Source organism: Methylobacterium sp. V23 (assembly GCF_002917135.1).
Classification (GTDB): Bacteria; Pseudomonadota; Alphaproteobacteria; order Rhizobiales; family Beijerinckiaceae; genus Methylobacterium.
Window position 1 is genome coordinate 37,303 of the sequence record NZ_PDHT01000009.1, and the last position, 15,223, is coordinate 52,525.

The 15,223-nt window shown below is 70.3% G+C and carries 15 protein-coding genes; 10 read left to right on the top strand and 5 right to left on the bottom strand.

Annotated features, from left to right (window positions below):
• The first annotated feature begins 404 nt into the window (after positions 1–404).
• Positions 405–1,289, top strand: coding sequence for a fumarylacetoacetate hydrolase family protein (locus CRT23_RS10545; protein WP_055958035.1), 885 nt, complete (start codon positions 405–407; stop codon positions 1,287–1,289).
• A 50-nt stretch (positions 1,290–1,339) separates the two neighbouring features.
• A complete protein-coding gene (gene bioB, locus CRT23_RS10550) occupies positions 1,340–2,359 on the top strand; it encodes a biotin synthase BioB (RefSeq protein ID WP_055958183.1) in 1,020 nt (339 codons plus the stop codon).
• A 37-nt stretch (positions 2,360–2,396) separates the two neighbouring features.
• Here bioB and CRT23_RS10555 read toward each other — a convergent pair whose 3' ends face one another.
• The 4 genes from CRT23_RS10555 to mnmA all read right to left on the bottom strand — a co-directional run bounded on the left by CRT23_RS10555 (position 2,397) and on the right by mnmA (position 6,728).
• Positions 2,397–3,887 (bottom strand): HAMP domain-containing sensor histidine kinase, encoded by a 1,491-nt coding sequence (locus tag CRT23_RS10555; RefSeq protein ID WP_055958031.1) that lies wholly within the window; start codon positions 3,885–3,887, stop codon positions 2,397–2,399.
• Between the two features lie 186 nt (positions 3,888–4,073).
• Positions 4,074–4,874 (bottom strand): VTT domain-containing protein, encoded by an 801-nt coding sequence (locus CRT23_RS10560; RefSeq protein ID WP_103709651.1) that lies wholly within the window; start codon positions 4,872–4,874, stop codon positions 4,074–4,076.
• The gene (locus tag CRT23_RS10565) at positions 4,871–5,524 is read right to left on the bottom strand and encodes a class I SAM-dependent methyltransferase (protein ID WP_055958025.1); all 654 of its coding nucleotides are present in this window, start codon (positions 5,522–5,524) and stop codon (positions 4,871–4,873) included. The genes CRT23_RS10560 and CRT23_RS10565 overlap by 4 nt, the downstream gene beginning before the upstream one ends.
• Positions 5,525–5,576: 52 nt before the next feature.
• Positions 5,577–6,728, bottom strand: a complete 1,152-nt coding sequence (gene mnmA, locus CRT23_RS10570) for a tRNA 2-thiouridine(34) synthase MnmA (RefSeq protein WP_103709652.1) — start codon at positions 6,726–6,728, stop codon at positions 5,577–5,579.
• 274 nt (positions 6,729–7,002) lie between these two features.
• Here mnmA and CRT23_RS10575 point away from each other — a divergent pair, with 274 nt between their 5' ends.
• The 8 genes from CRT23_RS10575 to CRT23_RS10610 all read left to right on the top strand — a co-directional run bounded on the left by CRT23_RS10575 (position 7,003) and on the right by CRT23_RS10610 (position 14,883).
• On the top strand, positions 7,003–8,466 hold the full coding sequence (locus tag CRT23_RS10575; RefSeq protein ID WP_103709653.1) for a flagellar hook-length control protein FliK: 1,464 nt from the start codon (positions 7,003–7,005) through the stop codon (positions 8,464–8,466).
• Between the two features lie 12 nt (positions 8,467–8,478).
• Positions 8,479–9,156, top strand: coding sequence for a flagellar hook capping FlgD N-terminal domain-containing protein (locus CRT23_RS10580; RefSeq protein ID WP_103709654.1), 678 nt, complete (start codon positions 8,479–8,481; stop codon positions 9,154–9,156).
• Between the two features lie 101 nt (positions 9,157–9,257).
• Entirely contained in the window at positions 9,258–9,533 is a 276-nt protein-coding gene (locus tag CRT23_RS10585; RefSeq protein WP_018044452.1) for a DUF1153 domain-containing protein, read from the top strand.
• A gap of 226 nt (positions 9,534–9,759) precedes the next feature.
• On the top strand, positions 9,760–11,373 hold the full coding sequence (fliF, locus tag CRT23_RS10590) for a flagellar basal-body MS-ring/collar protein FliF (protein ID WP_103709732.1): 1,614 nt from the start codon (positions 9,760–9,762) through the stop codon (positions 11,371–11,373).
• A 42-nt stretch (positions 11,374–11,415) separates the two neighbouring features.
• Positions 11,416–12,468 carry a flagellar motor switch protein FliG gene (gene fliG, locus CRT23_RS10595; protein ID WP_055958014.1) on the top strand — a complete coding sequence of 351 codons (1,053 nt, stop codon included), beginning with the start codon at positions 11,416–11,418 and terminating at the stop codon, positions 12,466–12,468.
• Complete coding sequence (locus tag CRT23_RS10600; RefSeq protein WP_103709655.1) at positions 12,465–13,064, top strand: FliH/SctL family protein; 600 nt, start codon at positions 12,465–12,467, stop codon at positions 13,062–13,064. The genes fliG and CRT23_RS10600 overlap by 4 nt, the downstream gene beginning before the upstream one ends.
• Before the next feature lie 40 nt (positions 13,065–13,104).
• On the top strand, positions 13,105–13,449 hold the full coding sequence (fliN, locus tag CRT23_RS10605) for a flagellar motor switch protein FliN (RefSeq protein ID WP_055958008.1): 345 nt from the start codon (positions 13,105–13,107) through the stop codon (positions 13,447–13,449).
• Positions 13,450–13,515: 66 nt separating this feature from the next.
• The gene (locus CRT23_RS10610) at positions 13,516–14,883 is read left to right on the top strand and encodes a sigma-54 dependent transcriptional regulator (protein ID WP_103709656.1); all 1,368 of its coding nucleotides are present in this window, start codon (positions 13,516–13,518) and stop codon (positions 14,881–14,883) included.
• Between the two features lie 39 nt (positions 14,884–14,922).
• Here the strand turns inward: CRT23_RS10610 and CRT23_RS10615 are convergent, their stop codons facing one another.
• The gene (locus CRT23_RS10615; protein WP_103709657.1) at positions 14,923–15,201 is read right to left on the bottom strand and encodes a hypothetical protein; all 279 of its coding nucleotides are present in this window, start codon (positions 15,199–15,201) and stop codon (positions 14,923–14,925) included.
• Between the last annotated feature and the right edge of the window lie 22 nt (positions 15,202–15,223).

Genomic DNA, 15,223 nt, shown 5'->3' on the forward strand with positions numbered 1-15,223 from the left:
GCTTGTCCTCTCCCATCGGGGGAGGCCTCGCACCTTGGGTGTGACAATGACGCGAGTGACGCAACTTCGCAAATCGCAGGCCGACAAGTATATCTTCAGTATCAGGGAAAATTTAGACTTAAATCAGCGCGATATTGCAGGCCTGGATTCGAGCTGGCGAGGAAGCCTGCAGAATGGTTCACATCTAAACTCTCGTCTCCGTGAGTAAGCCCTTCGGCCGAAAAAACACGCCCGGCGCATCTCCGGACGGGGGTGTGACCTTTCGGCGACAAAATCGCCGTCGGACCGGGCCTCGGGTCCCGGCGCGCGATGAGACGGCACGCCGTCCGTCGCCGATTGCCCCTTGCCGCCCGTCCGGGTCCGATCGATGTCAGGCAGCGGACAGACATGCGGAGGCACGAGCGATGAAACTGGTACGCCACGGCGCGAGCGGAGACGAGAAGCCCGGTCTGGTCGATGCGCAGGGTGTCCTGCGCGACCTCTCGGCCCATGTGCGCGACATCGCCGGGCCTGCCCTCTCGCGCGAGACCCTGGAACGCCTGCGCCGGCTCGATCCGGCGAGCCTGCCGGCCCTGCCGGCGGAGACCCGCCTCGGCCCCTGCGTCGGCGGCACCCGCAACTTCGTGGCCATCGGGCTGAACTTCACCGACCATGCCGCCGAGATCGGGGCCGACATCCCACCGGAGCCGATCATCTTCAACAAGGCGCCCTCGTGCCTCGCCGGGGCGAACGACCGGGTCATCCTGCCCAAGGGCTCGGCCAAGACCGATTGGGAGGTGGAACTCGCCCTGGTGATCGGCGCGCGGGCCTCCTACGTGCACGCCAACGAGGCGCTGTCCTACGTGGCGGGCGCTTGCATCTGCAACGACGTGTCCGAGCGCGCGTACCAGATGGAGCGCGGGGGCACCTGGACCAAGGGCAAGGGCTGCCCGACCTTCGGACCGCTCGGTCCCTGGCTGGTCACCCTCGACGAGATTCCCGACCTCAAGAACCTGGGCATGTGGCTCGACGTGAACGGCACCCGGATGCAGACCGGCTCGACGGCCACGATGATCTTCGACGCGGCGCAGCTCGTCGCCTACGTCTCGCATTTCATGATGCTGGAGCCCGGGGACATCATCACCACGGGTACGCCCCCCGGCGTCGGCATGGCGCGCAAGCCGCCCCGCTTCCTGCGCAGCGGCGACGTCATGACCCTCGGCATCGCGGGACTCGGCGAGCAGCGCCAGGAAATCATCGCCTTCGACGACTGGACCGCCAAGGTGGCGGCGGGCGAGCCGACGCACTGAGGTCGCGCGGCCGGCTTGATTTTCCGGCCGAGATTCGCCTCATGGGGATCATGACTGACACCCTGGCCCCCCTCGCCGCCCGCCCGGTCTCCGCCACAGCCGCGATCCGTCACGACTGGAGCGTCGCCGAGATCCAGGCGATCCACGACCTGCCGCTCCTCGACCTCGTGTTCCGGGCGGCGGAGGTCCACCGCGCCCACAACGATCCGGCCGACATCCAGCGGGCCGCCCTGCTGTCGATTAAGACCGGCGGTTGCCCCGAGGATTGCGCCTACTGTCCGCAATCGGCCCACCACAAGGGCACCGGCATGGCCCGCGAGCGCCTGATGCCCGTCGACGCCGTGCTGCGCGAGGCGGCCGAGGCCAAGGCGGCGGGCGCGCACCGCTTCTGCATGGGCGCGGCCTGGCGCCAGCCCAAGGACGGGCCGGAATTCGACTCGGTGCTGGCGATGGTGCGCGGCGTGCGCGGCCTCGGCATGGAAGCCTGCGTCACCCTCGGCATGCTCTCGCCCTCGCAGGCCGAGCGCCTCGCGGAGGCCGGGCTGACCTCCTACAACCACAACCTCGACACCGGCCCCGACTTCTACGGGGACATCATCTCGACGCGGACCTACGAGGACCGCCTCACCACCCTGCAGAACGTGCGCGATGCCGGCATCGGCGTCTGCTGCGGCGGCATCGTCGGCATGGGCGAGGGCGTGAAGGACCGCGCCAGCATGCTCCAGGTCCTGGCCAACCATGCGCCGCACCCCGAGAGCGTGCCGATCAACGCCCTGGTGGCGGTGGAGGGCACGCCCCTCGAGGACCGGCCCGCGGTCGATCCCCTCGACCTGGTGCGGATGTGCGCCACCGCCCGCATCGTGATGCCGCGTGCCCGCGTGCGCCTCAGCGCCGGCCGCAAGGGCCTGACCCGCGAAGCGCAGATCCTCTGCTTCCTCGCCGGGGCCAACTCGATCTTCTACGGCGAGCGCCTTCTGACCACGGCGAACAACGAGACCGATTCGGATGCCGAGCTCCTGCGCGACATCGGCATCACCGTTCCGGGCCTGACCCTGGCGGCGGCCGAGTAGCCGTCGCCGTTCGAGACCCGGCCCGTCCGCCGTCCGGTCAGGCGCCGGCGGCGTCCGGGATCGTGATGCGGAAGCAGGTCCCGGCGGCGGTGTCGTCGAGGCTGAGGCGTCCGCCGTTCAGCTCGATCAGCTCCGACGCGATGGCGAGGCCAAGGCCGGTGCCGCCGGAACGCGACGAGCCCTTGAACGGGGAGAACAGGTGCTCGCGGGCCCGCGGCGGCAGGCCTGGGCCGTTGTCGGCGACGAGGATCGTCGTCTCGCCGGCGCCGGGCTGGCCCGCGCGACGGGCCCGGATGGTGATCTCGGGATTCTCCTGGGACGGCGCCTCGTAGCCGGTCCCCTGCGGGCTCAGCGCCTGGACGGCGTTCCGGACGATGTTGGCGAGGGCGCGCGAGAACTGGTCCGGGTCGACGAAGATCCGGAGCTCGCTCGGGCAGAGTTCGCGGATGACGATCTTCGAATCGCGTCCTCGCCCGGCGAGGTCCGCCTGCTCGGCGACGATCTGGGCGATGGGCACGAGGCGGCGGTTCGGGTTGCGCTCCGTCGCCCTTCCATAGGCCAGGGTTTCCTCGCAGAACCGGATCGCCCGATCCAGGGTGGCGACGAGGCGCGGCGCCACCCGCTGGGCGACCGGATCGGCGACGCCGTCGAGGCGGTCGCTGAGGAGCTGCGCCGTGGTCAGCAGATTGCGCAGTTCGTGGTTGATCTTGCTCACCGACAATCCGAGTCCGGCGAGCCGCCGCTTCTCGCGCAGCTCGCTCGCCAGGGCGGTCTCCATGCGGGCGAGCGCGATCTCGGCATGGCCGATCTCGTCCGTCCGGCGCGAAGGCACGATCACGCCGTCGATCGCCTCCGGGTCGTCGGCGAAGCTGGTGATGTTCTGGACGAGCCGGCGCACCGGCCGCACGATCGCCCGCTGCAGGACGAGGAAGATCAGGCCCGCCACCGTCGCCGCCAGCGCCATGGACGACAGGGCCAGCCGGATCGAGAAATCCGCCACGGCCAGCCGCAAAGGGCGGGGATCCATCAGGATCTCCACGAGGTCGAAGCCGTCACGGCCGTGCCCGATCACCCGTATCGGATCGTTCGATTCGATCAGGAGCGTCCGGGCGACGCCGCGGATCGACCGGATCCAATGCTCCGACCGCAGGTCGATGATGTCCGAGACCGTGTCCGGCACCGTCTCGTTGGCGAGGAGCCGGCGGGTGCCGTTGCCGCGCACCGCGATGGCGCGCGCGCCCGCACCGTCGAGCAGGCGCTGGGACAGGCCCTCCGAGACCTGCTGGTCGGGCGCGGCGTCGAGGACGAGGGCGGCCACCTGGGCGGCGGCGATCCGGTCCGACAGCCACATCCGGCGGTAATTCGCCACCGTGGGGACGTAGATCAGCACCTCGATCAGCGCGACGAACGCCACGGTGAGCAGGAAGAGGCGACCCGAGAGGCCGAGATGCCGGCCGAGACCGCGCGCAGCCACGGGATTCGCCGCGGCCGCCTCCTGCTGAAATTCGACGCGCGACGTCACAGCCATCTCGGTACTTCGCGTTTCCGGTGTCCCAACGGCGCGGCGGGTGACGGCGTGAACCCGATCTGGAGCGTGGTCCAGTGGCGTTTTCAGGGCGACGGCTCGGAGCGCGATTGCCCACCAACGTCCCGGACCGCATTAGGCTGCGTCCGGAGATGCAACTTTTTAGATCAGATGTATGGCCAAATTCGATCAGGACTCTAACCGGCGCCGCGCCTGAACGCGACGTCGTAGGAATACCGAGATCAGGGCTAAAGCCGCGAGAGCGCCGAGGCCGAGCACCATTTTGGGGGTGATCAGCGCCCGCAGCGTCAGGGCGTTCTCGCAATCGAGGCCGTCGGCGGCAAGGCAGGCCGCCTTGGCGGTCTCGTGCGCCAGCACCACGTCCTCGATCGCCGCGCCGGTGGCGGCATACACGAAGGCCCCCGGCAGGAGACCCACGAGGGTCGCCAGCACGAAGGTGCTGCGCTTCACTCCGAAGGCGGCCGGGGCGAGGTTGGTCATCCAGAACGGAAAGATCGGCAGCAGGCGCAGGACGGCGATGTAGCCGAAGGCGTCCTCGCGAAAGCCCGCCGCGAGGCTCGCGAGCCGGGGCCCGGCCCGACGCAGCAGCAGGTCGGCGGCCGCGCCGCGGCCGATGGTGAACACGATCGCGGCCCCCGTGGTGGCGGAGGCGACGGCCACGAGGGCGCCGGGCACGATCCCGAACAGGAATCCGCAGAGCATCGTCAGGAAGAGCGAGGCCGGGATCGAGACCACCACGGCGCCGACATAGACGAGATAGGCGACCACCATCGCGCGGAAGCGGTCCTCGGCCACCCAGGCGTTGAGCCAGGCCCGGGAGGCGAGCAGCCGGTCGAGGCTGAGAAGGTGCGAGGCGCCGGAGGCCAGCACGGCCAGGGCGGCGCAGACGAGGAGCAGGAGTGGTCCCCAGCGGAGGAGGCGCTTCAGCCGGGTCGGCGCTTCGTCGGCCGGAGGCGTCGGCGCACTCACCCGCGCTTGCGCATCCGCAGGATCTTGAAGAACCCGCCCGGGAAGGTCGGCGAGACGCCGATGAACTCGACGCCGTTGGCGCGGGCCCAGGCCTCGATCCGGCTCGACTTGAAGTCGGAGGACCAGCCGATCTTGGTGCAGAGCGGCGCCACGATCTCCTCGACCTTGGCCAGCGTGCCGGCATTCTGGCCGAAATGGTTGGCGAGCACGATCTCGCCGCCCGGCCGGACCACGCGCAGGAACTCGGAGAGGGCGGCCTCCGGGTCGGGCACCAGGGTGATGAGGAACTGCGCCACCACGGCGTCGAAGCTCGCATCGGCGTAGCCGAGGCGGCAGACATCCATCACCTGGAGGCCACGCACGTGGCGCAGGCCGCGGCGCAGCACCTTGGCGCGCGCCCGCTTGAGCATGTCCTCGGAGAGATCGACGCCGCAGACGAAGCTCGTCGGCGGATAGTAGCCCAGCGACAGGCCGGTGCCGACGCCGGCCTCGAGGATGCGCGGACCGCAGGCGACGGCCGCTTCCACCGCGTCGCGGGCGGCCGGCTCCGTCAGCTTGTCGTAGACGACGTCGTAGACCGGCGCCCAGCGCGCATAGGCCTTGCGCATCAGGGCGGTGCTCGGACCGGCCTCCCGCGGCTCGCTCAGCATGTCGATCTCGTCGTCCTGTTGGGGGATAGGGGTGGTTCGGGGCGTGATCCGGTCAGGCCGCTTCGGCCGCGCCGGTCGCCAACGCGTCGATGCGCCGAATGGTGCCACCGCCGAGGACGCGGGCGCGCGGGCCGTCATCGGCGTAGATCACGCAGGCCTGTCCGGGCGAGACGCCGTCCTCCGGCGTGGCCAGGACGATCTCGGCTCCGCCGCCCGCGGCCTCGCGGCTGAGGAGCGCCGGTCGCGGCTCCCGGGTCGAGCGCACGCGCACCGCCACGGGCAGGTTCTCGACCGGGCCGGCGCCGCCGAGCCAGTTCAGGTCGGTGATGCGGATCCGGCTGGTGGCCAGCGCCGCGCGCGGGCCGACCACGACCCGGGCGGTCTCGGGCTCGAGGCGGATGACGTAGAGCGGCTCGCCCACCGCGAGGCGCAGGCCCCGGCGCTGGCCGACGGTGTAGTGGATGATGCCCTCGTGCTGCCCGAGCACCTGACCGCCGAGATCGACGATCTCCCCGGCCCGGGCCGCGTCCGGCCGCAGCCGCGCGATCACGTCGGCGTAGCGCCCCTGGGGCACGAAGCAGATGTCCTGGCTGTCGGCCTTCTCGGCTACGGCCAGGCCGAGGTCGCGGGCGAGGCGGCGGGTCTCGTCCTTGGGGAGCTCGCCCAGGGGGAAGCGCAGGAAATCCAGCTGGTCCGCCGTGGTGGCGTAGAGGAAGTAGCTCTGGTCCCGGGCCGGATCGAGGGCGCGGTAGAGCCCGCGTCCGCCGGTGGCCTCGGGCCGGCTCGCCACGTAGTGCCCGGTGGCGAGGCAGTCGGCCTCAAGGTCCCGGGCGGTGCGCAGGAGATCGCGGAACTTGATCGAGCGGTTGCACTCGACGCAGGGGATCGGCGTCTCGCCGGCGAGGTAGCTCTCGGCGAAGCGGTCGATCACCGATTCCCGGAAGCGGTCCTCGTAATCGAGGACGTAATGGGGAATGCCCAGGGTCTCGGCCACGCGGCGCGCGTCGTGGATGTCCTGCCCGGCGCAGCAGGCACCCTTGCGATGGGTGGCGGCACCGTGATCGTAGAGCTGGAGCGTGATGCCGACGACGTCGTAGCCCTGCCGCTTCAGGAGCCCGGCCACGACGGAGGAATCGACGCCGCCCGACATGGCGACGACGACGCGCGTCTCGTGCGGGGCCTTGGGAAGATCGAGGGAATTCATCGCGCCAGGGTGTGCCGGGAGGGACCGGTCCGGCCCCGCGCGTGAGTCTATAGCGATCCTCGCCCGCGAGTTCCAGGGAGGCGGATGCGCCCGGTGTGTCCCCGCGCAGGGCGCCGGCGGACGGGCGAAAGCTGCCGGGCGCCCGGCAGGATTTGCCCTCCTGAGCCAGGGCGGGACAGGCCGCCTGGTAAAAAACCGTTCTCTCTCAGGGTCTTGCGCTTCGGTTGCGCTGGCCTGCGCCTTGCTGAGGAAGGGATCGTAGAGGATTGTCGCCATGGCTGTCTCATCGATCGAGTGGAACACATCGTCCCGGCGCACGGCTTCGCCGAGCGCGGTTCCGTCACGGGGAGCGGCCGCCGCCGCGTTCCGTCTCGACCCGCCCGCACCCGATCCCCGTCCGCGGGCCGCCGACGCCCGGGCCCGGGACGACCGTGCGGCGGCCGAAGACCGCAACGACCGGATCGCCGCCCAGCGCGCCAACGACGCGGCGGCGACCCGTGAGGCGACGCAGGCCCGCGACAGCGCAAAGGCCGCCGCCGACGCCCGGGCGGCCAAGGCGGACAAGGCCGAGGCGAACCAAACCAAGGTGAACCAAGCCGAGGCGAACCAAACCAAGGCGGGCGAGGCCCGCGCTCCGGCAAATGCCAAGCCGGGCGCTGCCGGCGCCGAGGCTCGCGGCACGAGCGACTCCGCCGGTCCCGGCGTACCCGGCAAGGCGCAGGCTACGCGCAACGACACGAACGCGGCGCCTGGGGCCAGCGCGGGCCAGGACACGACCGAGACCGGCACGCCCGGCGGCACCACGGCGGGCGGGGAGACCGCGGCCGCTGATAAGCCGGAGGAGAGCCAGGCCGCCGCGCAGGCCGGGACCGCCACGCCGCTCATGTTCTTGCCGAACGCCCCGCCTCCCACCGCCCCGCCTCTCAATGCCCTTGCCTCGGCCGCGCAGGGCGCAGCGGCGGGCAGCGCCGGCGGAGCGGCTGCCGACGCGGACCCGTCCGGCACGGCCGCACCGGTGGTGGCCGTGGGCACGAACCCGAGCGGAAGCGCGGCCCAGGGGCCGCCCGGGCTGAAGGTCAAGGCACCTTCGGACGGCGACGAGGGGTCCGAGAGCGGTGAGCCGGGCAACGGCAAGCCACAGGGCGAATTCGCGGCCGGCCTCGCCCTTGCCTCGGATGCCGCCCGCACCGACCTGACGCCCGCCGCCCCGGCGACGCCGTCCCCGGTGACGCCGGCCACGGCGCACGCGAAGGGGGCGGAGGCGTTCGCCCCGAGCGCACCGGGCGCGCCGGCACCGGCACCGGTCCCCCTTGGCGCCGTGCCGATGACGATCGGCCTGCGCTCGCTTGCGGGCAGCAACCAGTTCGAGATCCGCCTCGATCCGAAGGATCTCGGCCGCATCGACGTCAATCTCGACATCGACAAGGAGACCGGCGCGGTCCAGGCAAGCCTTGTGGTCGACCGCCCCGAGACCCTGGCGCTGCTCCAGCGCGACGCCGGCAGCCTGCAGCAGGCGCTCAACCAGGCCGGCCTCAACGCCGCCGATGGCAGCATCACCCTGTCGCTCCGCGGGGACGGCTCGGCCAATGGCCAGTCGAACGGTTCCGGCGCGGACGGGCAGCGGCCCGACGCGGGCGGGTCTGCGCGCTCCGGCGCCGAATCCCGCGAGCCCACCCCCATTTCCGCCGTTCCGCTGCGCCGCTACGGCGCCGTCCTCGGCATCGACATCCGCATCTGAGGATTCACCACGATGACAACGGGCATCAGCAGCCTCGCCAGCACGGCCTCGGCCGGCGTGGCGAGCACCAGTTCCTCGACGCAGGAGATCGCGGGCAACTTCACCCAGTTCCTGACGCTGCTGACGACGCAGCTGAAGAACCAGAACCCCCTCGACCCGATGGACACCAACCAGTTCACCCAGCAGCTGGTGCAATATGCCGGCGTCGAGCAGCAGCTGAAGTCGAACGACCGCCTCGACTCGATCCTGAGCAACGCCAAGTCGTCGAGTGCCGCCTCCGCCACCGGATTCATCGGCCAGACGATCACGGCGGACGGGAAGTCCACCGCCCTCAAGGACGGGGCTGCGACCTGGACGCTAAATCCGGCCCGGGCGGCCAAGCAGGCGACGATGACGATCAGCGACGCCAAGGGCAACGTGGTGGCCACGCAGACCAAGGCGCTCAACGCGGGCGAACAGGCCTTCACCTGGGACGGGCGCTCGTCCAGCGGCTTCACCGCGCCCAACGGAACCTACGCGATCAAGGTCGATGCCGTGGACGCCACGGGGTCGAAGGTGGCCGTCGACACCAAGGTGAGCGGAACCGTCGACAGCGTCGATCTCAGTGGCACCGAGCCGGTGCTGTTGGTCGGCAAATCAAGGGTGCCGATCTCCACCGTCCGGGACATCGGAGCTGGGTTGTCCACATGACGAACAGGGCGAATCCAATGCGATCGATCCGCTTCAAGATATCTTAAGTGGGTACAAGTAGCTTCCAATCTCGACAGGTCAGTCGAGTTGTAGAGCGTATCATGACCGAACCAAGCCGCCCGAGAGTAAAGTACGTCATCGGGCCTGATGGAAGTCCGTTAACCATTGCGGACCTTCCGCCGACCACCACCCGTCGATGGGTGATCCGTCGCAAGGCCGAAGTGGTCGCCGCCGTCAGAGGCGGATTGCTCAGCCTCGAGGAGGCCTGCCAGCGCTACACCCTCACCACCGAGGAGTTCCTGAGCTGGCAGTTCTCCATCGATCAGCACGGTCTGGCCGGCCTGCGCACCACGCGCATCCAGCACTACCGCCACTGAGCCGGGCGACGGCCGGGGTCCCTGTCGGACCCCGTCGCCTCCCTTGCCGAACCCGGAAGCCGCGTCCCCTCACCCGGGCGCGGCTTTCGCGTTTTCCGGCGTGCATCCGTGCCTGCGACCCTGCTTCGTTCAGGAATGTTAACTCCGCGCTAACCACGACCCAGGCAAATTTTGCCCAGCGGGTGCCGGCAGTCCGGTGCCGCGTCTCGGGTGGGTGCGTCGCGTCGTGAAACCGGTCCTTGACCTCGTGACCAAGTTGGGCCCGGCGCGCCTCGCCGCCATGGCCGCCGTCACGATGACGCTGATCGGCTTCTTCGCCTTCGTGATCCTGCGCGTCTCCAAGCCCGACATGGGCGTGCTCTTCGCCGACCTGTCGATGTCGGATTCCTCGGCCGTGATCCGTGACCTCGACGCGCGCGGCATCAAGTACGAGACCAAGGGGGATGCGGGCCAGACCATCCTGGCCCCCCGGGCCGACCTGCCGCGCCTGCGCATGGACCTCGCCGGCAAGGGCCTGCCGAGCGCCGCCGGCGTCGGCTACGAGATCTTCGACAAGGGCGACGCCTTCTCGTCGACCAACTTCGTGCAGAACGTGAACCACCTGCGCGCCCTGGAGGGCGAGCTGTCCCGCTCCATCCGCGCCATCGGGCGGGTCCAGGCGGCGCGGGTCCACCTCGTCATCCCCGAGCGGCGCCTGTTCGAGCGCGACCGTGAGACGCCGAGCGCCGCCATCGTGCTCAAGCTGATGGGCGACCTCGACCCGTCCCAGGTCCGCGCCATCCGCCACCTCGCGGCCTCCGCCGTCGAGGGCCTGAAGCCGGAGCGGGTCTCCATCGTCGACGAGCGCGGGCGCCTGCTCGCGGACGGCGCCCGCGGGGCCGAGGCCGAGACCGGCGCCGGCATGGAGGAGAAGCAGGTCGGCATCGAGCGCCGCCTGCGCTCGCAGATCGAGGAGATCGTCGCCGGCATCGTCGGCGCCGGGCGCGCCCGCATCCAGGTCAGCGCCGAACTCGACCTGAACCGCATCGAGAGCAAGTCCGAGAGCTTCGATCCCGAGAGCCGGGTGGTGCGCTCGACCCAGACCCGGACCGAGAATTCGCTGACGGGGGGCGCCGAGGGCGCGGTCAGCGTCGGCAACGAACTCCCGGGTGCCAACCAGCCCGGCCAGACACCGACCCAGAAGGACTCCACGAACAAGAATGAGGAGACCACGAATTACGAGATCTCCCGGGTGACCAAGACGGAGGTCGCCGAGGGCGGCCGGATCAAGCGCCTCTCCGTGGCGGTGGTCGTCGATGGCGCCTACGTGCCCGGCCCGGACGGCAAGCCCGTCTACCAGCCGCGCCCGGCGGCCGAGGTCGATCGCATCGCCGCCCTGGTGCGCTCGGCCGTCGGCTTCGACAAGGCGCGCGGCGATCAGGTCGAGGTGGTGAACCTCCGCTTCGCCGAGACCCCGGTCCCGGCCGAGTTCGCCGAGCCGTCCCTGGTCCAGTCGCTGCTGAGCCCCTCGAAGGAGGAGGTGATGCGGATCGTCGAGCTCGGCGTCCTGACGATGCTGATCCTGATCGTCCTGATGGCGGTGGTGCGCCCGCTCCTGAAGAAGGTCCTAGCCTCGGAGCCGATCCAGATCGCCCTGGTCTCGGGCGCCGGAGCGGCCGGGGCGATGGCGGGCGCCGAGGCGCTGATGGTGCCGCCCGACAACCCGACCGCACGCCTCGTGGATTTCGCGCAGCTCAACGGCAAGGTCCAGGCCGAGACCGTCCAGCGCGTGGTCGACATGGTCCGCGCCAGCCCGAGCGAGACCGTGGAAGTGCTCCGCAACTGGATTCACGAAAGCTGATGCGCGTCCTGTTTCCCCACCCGACCGTGAGGCGTTGAGACCATGTCTTCGGGACTGAACATCCAGGCGGAACTCGCCAAGGGCAACAACGGTGCCTTCGGCGCCATGACCGGCGCCCAGCGCGCCGCCGCGCTCCTGCTCCTCCTCGGGGAAAGCGAGGGCGCGCCGATCTGGCAGATGCTCGACGAGGACGAGGTGAAGCTCGTCTCGCACGCCATGGTGCAGCTCGGCTCGCTCGAGGCCGAGACGGTCGAGAAGCTCATCGTCGACTTCGTGTCCCGCCTGTCCTCCGGCGGCGGCATCACCTCGAACTTCGAGCGGACGGAATCCCTGCTCCTCAAGATCTTCCCGACCGATCAGGTCTCCTCGATCATGGCGGAAATCAAGGGCGCCTCGGGCAAGCGCGTCTGGGCGAGCCTGACCCAGATCGATCCGGAGATCCTGGCGTCCTTCCTGCGCAACGAGTACCCGCAGACCGTCGCGGTGGTGCTCTCCAAGGTGCGCTCGGACTACGCGGCCCGGGTGCTCACCATCCTCCCCGAGGAATTCGCCATCGACGTCCTGAACCGGATGCTGCGGATGGAGACGGTGCAGAAGGAGGCCCTGCGCCACATCGAGGAGACCCTGCGGGTCGAGTTCGTCTCGACCATCGCGCAGACCACGCGCCGCGACGCCCACGAGCTGATGGCCGACGTCTTCAACGCCTTCGACCGACAGACGGAAGGCCGCTTCCTGACGGCCCTCGACCAGGCCAATCGCGGCTCGGCCAAGAAGATCCGCCAGCTGATGTTCACCTTCGAGGACCTCCTCAAGCTCGATGCCGGCAGCGTCCAGACGCTGCTGCGCAAGGTCGACAACGAGACCCTGTGCCGGGCCCTCAAGGGCGCTGACGACCGGGTGCGCAACTTCTTTTTGAAGAACATGTCCACCCGCGCGGCCAAGAACATCACCGACGAGATGGGCTCCCTCGGGCCGATCCGCCTGAAGGACGTGGATGAGGCGCAGGCCAAGATGACCGAATTGGCCAAGGAGCTTGCCGAGAAGGGCGAGATCATGATCGCCAAGTCGAGCGGCGAGGAGGAGCTGGTCTATTGAACGCGCGCCGCTTCCTCTTCGACACCGATTTTCGGCCCCGGCCCGACAGCCCGGTCGCCGCCCAGGAGGCGGCCGCCCTGGCGGAGACCGTCGCCCGCGCCGAGGCCGAGGGCTATGCACGCGGCGTGCGCGAGGGCCAGGCCCTGGCCGAGCAGCAGATCCAGGCGCGCCTGTCCGACGCCCTCACCCGGGTCGGGCTCGCCGCGGCGGGCCTGATCGGGCAGTCGGACGCCCGGGACCAGGCGCGCGAGGACGAGGCGCTCGACTTCGCCATCCTGCTCGCCCGCAAGATCGCCGGCGAGGCCCTGGACGCGCAGCCCCTGGCGGCGATCGGCGACGCCGCCCGTGCCGCGCTCCAGCACCTGCGCGGCGTGCCCCACCTCGTCGTCCGGGTGCACGAGAGCCTGGTCGACGAGTCCGAGGCCCTGGTGAAGCGCCTCGCCCGCGAGCGCGGCTTCGAGGGCCGCCTGGTGGTGCTCGGCGAACCCGATCTCGCGCCGGGCGACGCCCGCATGGAATGGGCCGATGGCGGCGTGGTCCGGGACCGGACCCAGATCGAAGCCGCAGTGCTCTCCGCCCTCGGCATTCCCGCCTGATCCGCCCGCCCGACCCGAATCCAGACCGAGAAGCCTCCGCATGTCCGATGATTTCAGCCTGCCCCAGCTCAACGGCGGCGATGCCTCCTTCGACGGCCTCGGCACTGAGTCGATCCGCGAGACGCCCACCACGCCGAAGAGCGCCGCCGACCTAGAGCAGGTCTTCGACGTGCCGGTGGTGGTCTCGGCGGTGCTCGGCTCCTCGCGCATGCCGATCGGCGACCTGCTCCGGCTCCAGCCCGGCGCGGTGCTGGAACTCGACCGCAAGGTCGGCGAGGCCATCGACATCTTCGTCAACAACCGCCTCGTGGCGCGCGGCGAGGTGGTGCTCGTCGAGGATCGCCTCGGCGTGACGATGACCGAGATCATCAAGAGCGATCACTGACCCCCCCTCGCCTTTCCGGCCGCCGCGCCCCCCGCGCGAAGCCGAACCTGACGGAGACCCCGAGCCATGCGGCTACTCATCATCGGACGCCTCAACGGCGAGCTGATCACCGCCTCCAAGATCGCCATGAACCGGGGCGCGGCCGTCACCAACGCCGAGAGCCTCGCCCAGGGCCTCGCGGTGCTGCGGGCCAAGGGCGCCGATCTCATCATGATCGACGTGGCCCTGGCGATCCGCGACCTGGTGACGGCCCTGGCCGAGGAGCGCATCCGCACCCCCGTCATCGCCTGCGGTGTCACCACGGACGCCAAGGCGGCGGTGGCCGCGATCCAGGCCGGGGCCCGGGAATACATCCCCCTGCCCCCCGATCCCGAGCTGATCGCAGCGGTGCTGCAGGCGGTCTCCGAGGATGGGCGGGCCTTCGTCTGGCGCGACGCCTCCATGGAGAAGGTGGTCAAGCTCGCCGAGCAAGTGGCGCGCTCCGAGGCCTCCGTGCTCATCACGGGCGAGAGCGGCACCGGCAAGGAGGTCCTGGCCCGTCACCTCCACGGCAAGTCGAACCGCGCCAACCGGCCCTTCGTCTCGGTGAACTGCGCCGCGATCCCCGAGGCGCTGCTGGAATCCGAGCTGTTCGGGCACGAGAAGGGGGCCTTCACGGGCGCCGTGGCGCGCCGCATCGGCCGCTTCGAGGAGGCCCACGGGGGCACGCTCCTGCTCGACGAAATCTCCGAGATGGACGTGCGGCTGCAGTCGAAGCTCCTGCGCGCCCTGCAGGAGCGGGTGATCGACCGGGTCGGCGGGACCGCGCCCGTGAAAGTCGACATCCGCGTGCTCGCCACCTCCAACCGCAACCTGGTGGAGGAGGTCCGCAAGGGCACCTTCCGCGAGGATCTCTACTACCGGCTGAACGTCGTGCACCTGCGCCTGCCGGCCCTGCGTGAGCGCCCCGCCGACATCCTCGCGCTGGCGGCGCACTTCGCCAAGAAATACGCCGAGATGAATGGCGTGCCGGTGCGGCCCCTCAGCGTCGAGGCACAGGGCCTGGTGCGGGCCAACCCCTGGCGCGGCAACGTCCGCGAACTCGAGAACACCCTGCACCGCGCGGTGCTGCTGGCCTCCGGCGCCGAGATCGGGCCCGACGCGATCCTCACCCCGGAAGGCGACAGCATCGCACCGGTCTCGGCCGGTCCGGCCGAGCGTGCCGCCCGTGTGGCGGAGGCCGCCACGCGCGGCCTCGTGGGGCAGACCGTGGCGCAGGTCGAGTGCGACCTCATCCTCGACACCCTGGACCATTGCCTCGGCAACCGGACGCATGCCGCCAAGATCCTCGGCATCTCGATCCGGACCCTGCGCAACAAGCTCAACGAGTACGTCGATGCCGGCCTCTCGGTGGCCGAGCCCGGCAGCGCCCGGGCCATGGCGGCCTACGGCTGAACACGGCGACCGGAATGGCGGGCCGGACGGGGGCCCGCCCTACTGGCCACTGCTGGCGCGCTCGGCGGCCATCTGGGCTTCGTGGGCGCGCTCCAGCTTCTCCATCGAATGGAACCGGGCGATGTCGGCTTCCACGTCGCGGATCGTCTCCTCGACGAGATGCTGCTGCAGGGCGCTGCGCGGATCGTTCGGCTCCAGGCCGTCGCGGGCCTGCAACCGCTCGACCGCCTGCTTGACGACGCCGTAGACCGCCTCCCGCTCGTCGCGGGACATGGCGGGATTGACCGCGCGGGCGATGAGATCGGAGAATTCGGACATGCGTGCTGGCAGGACGTGCGTG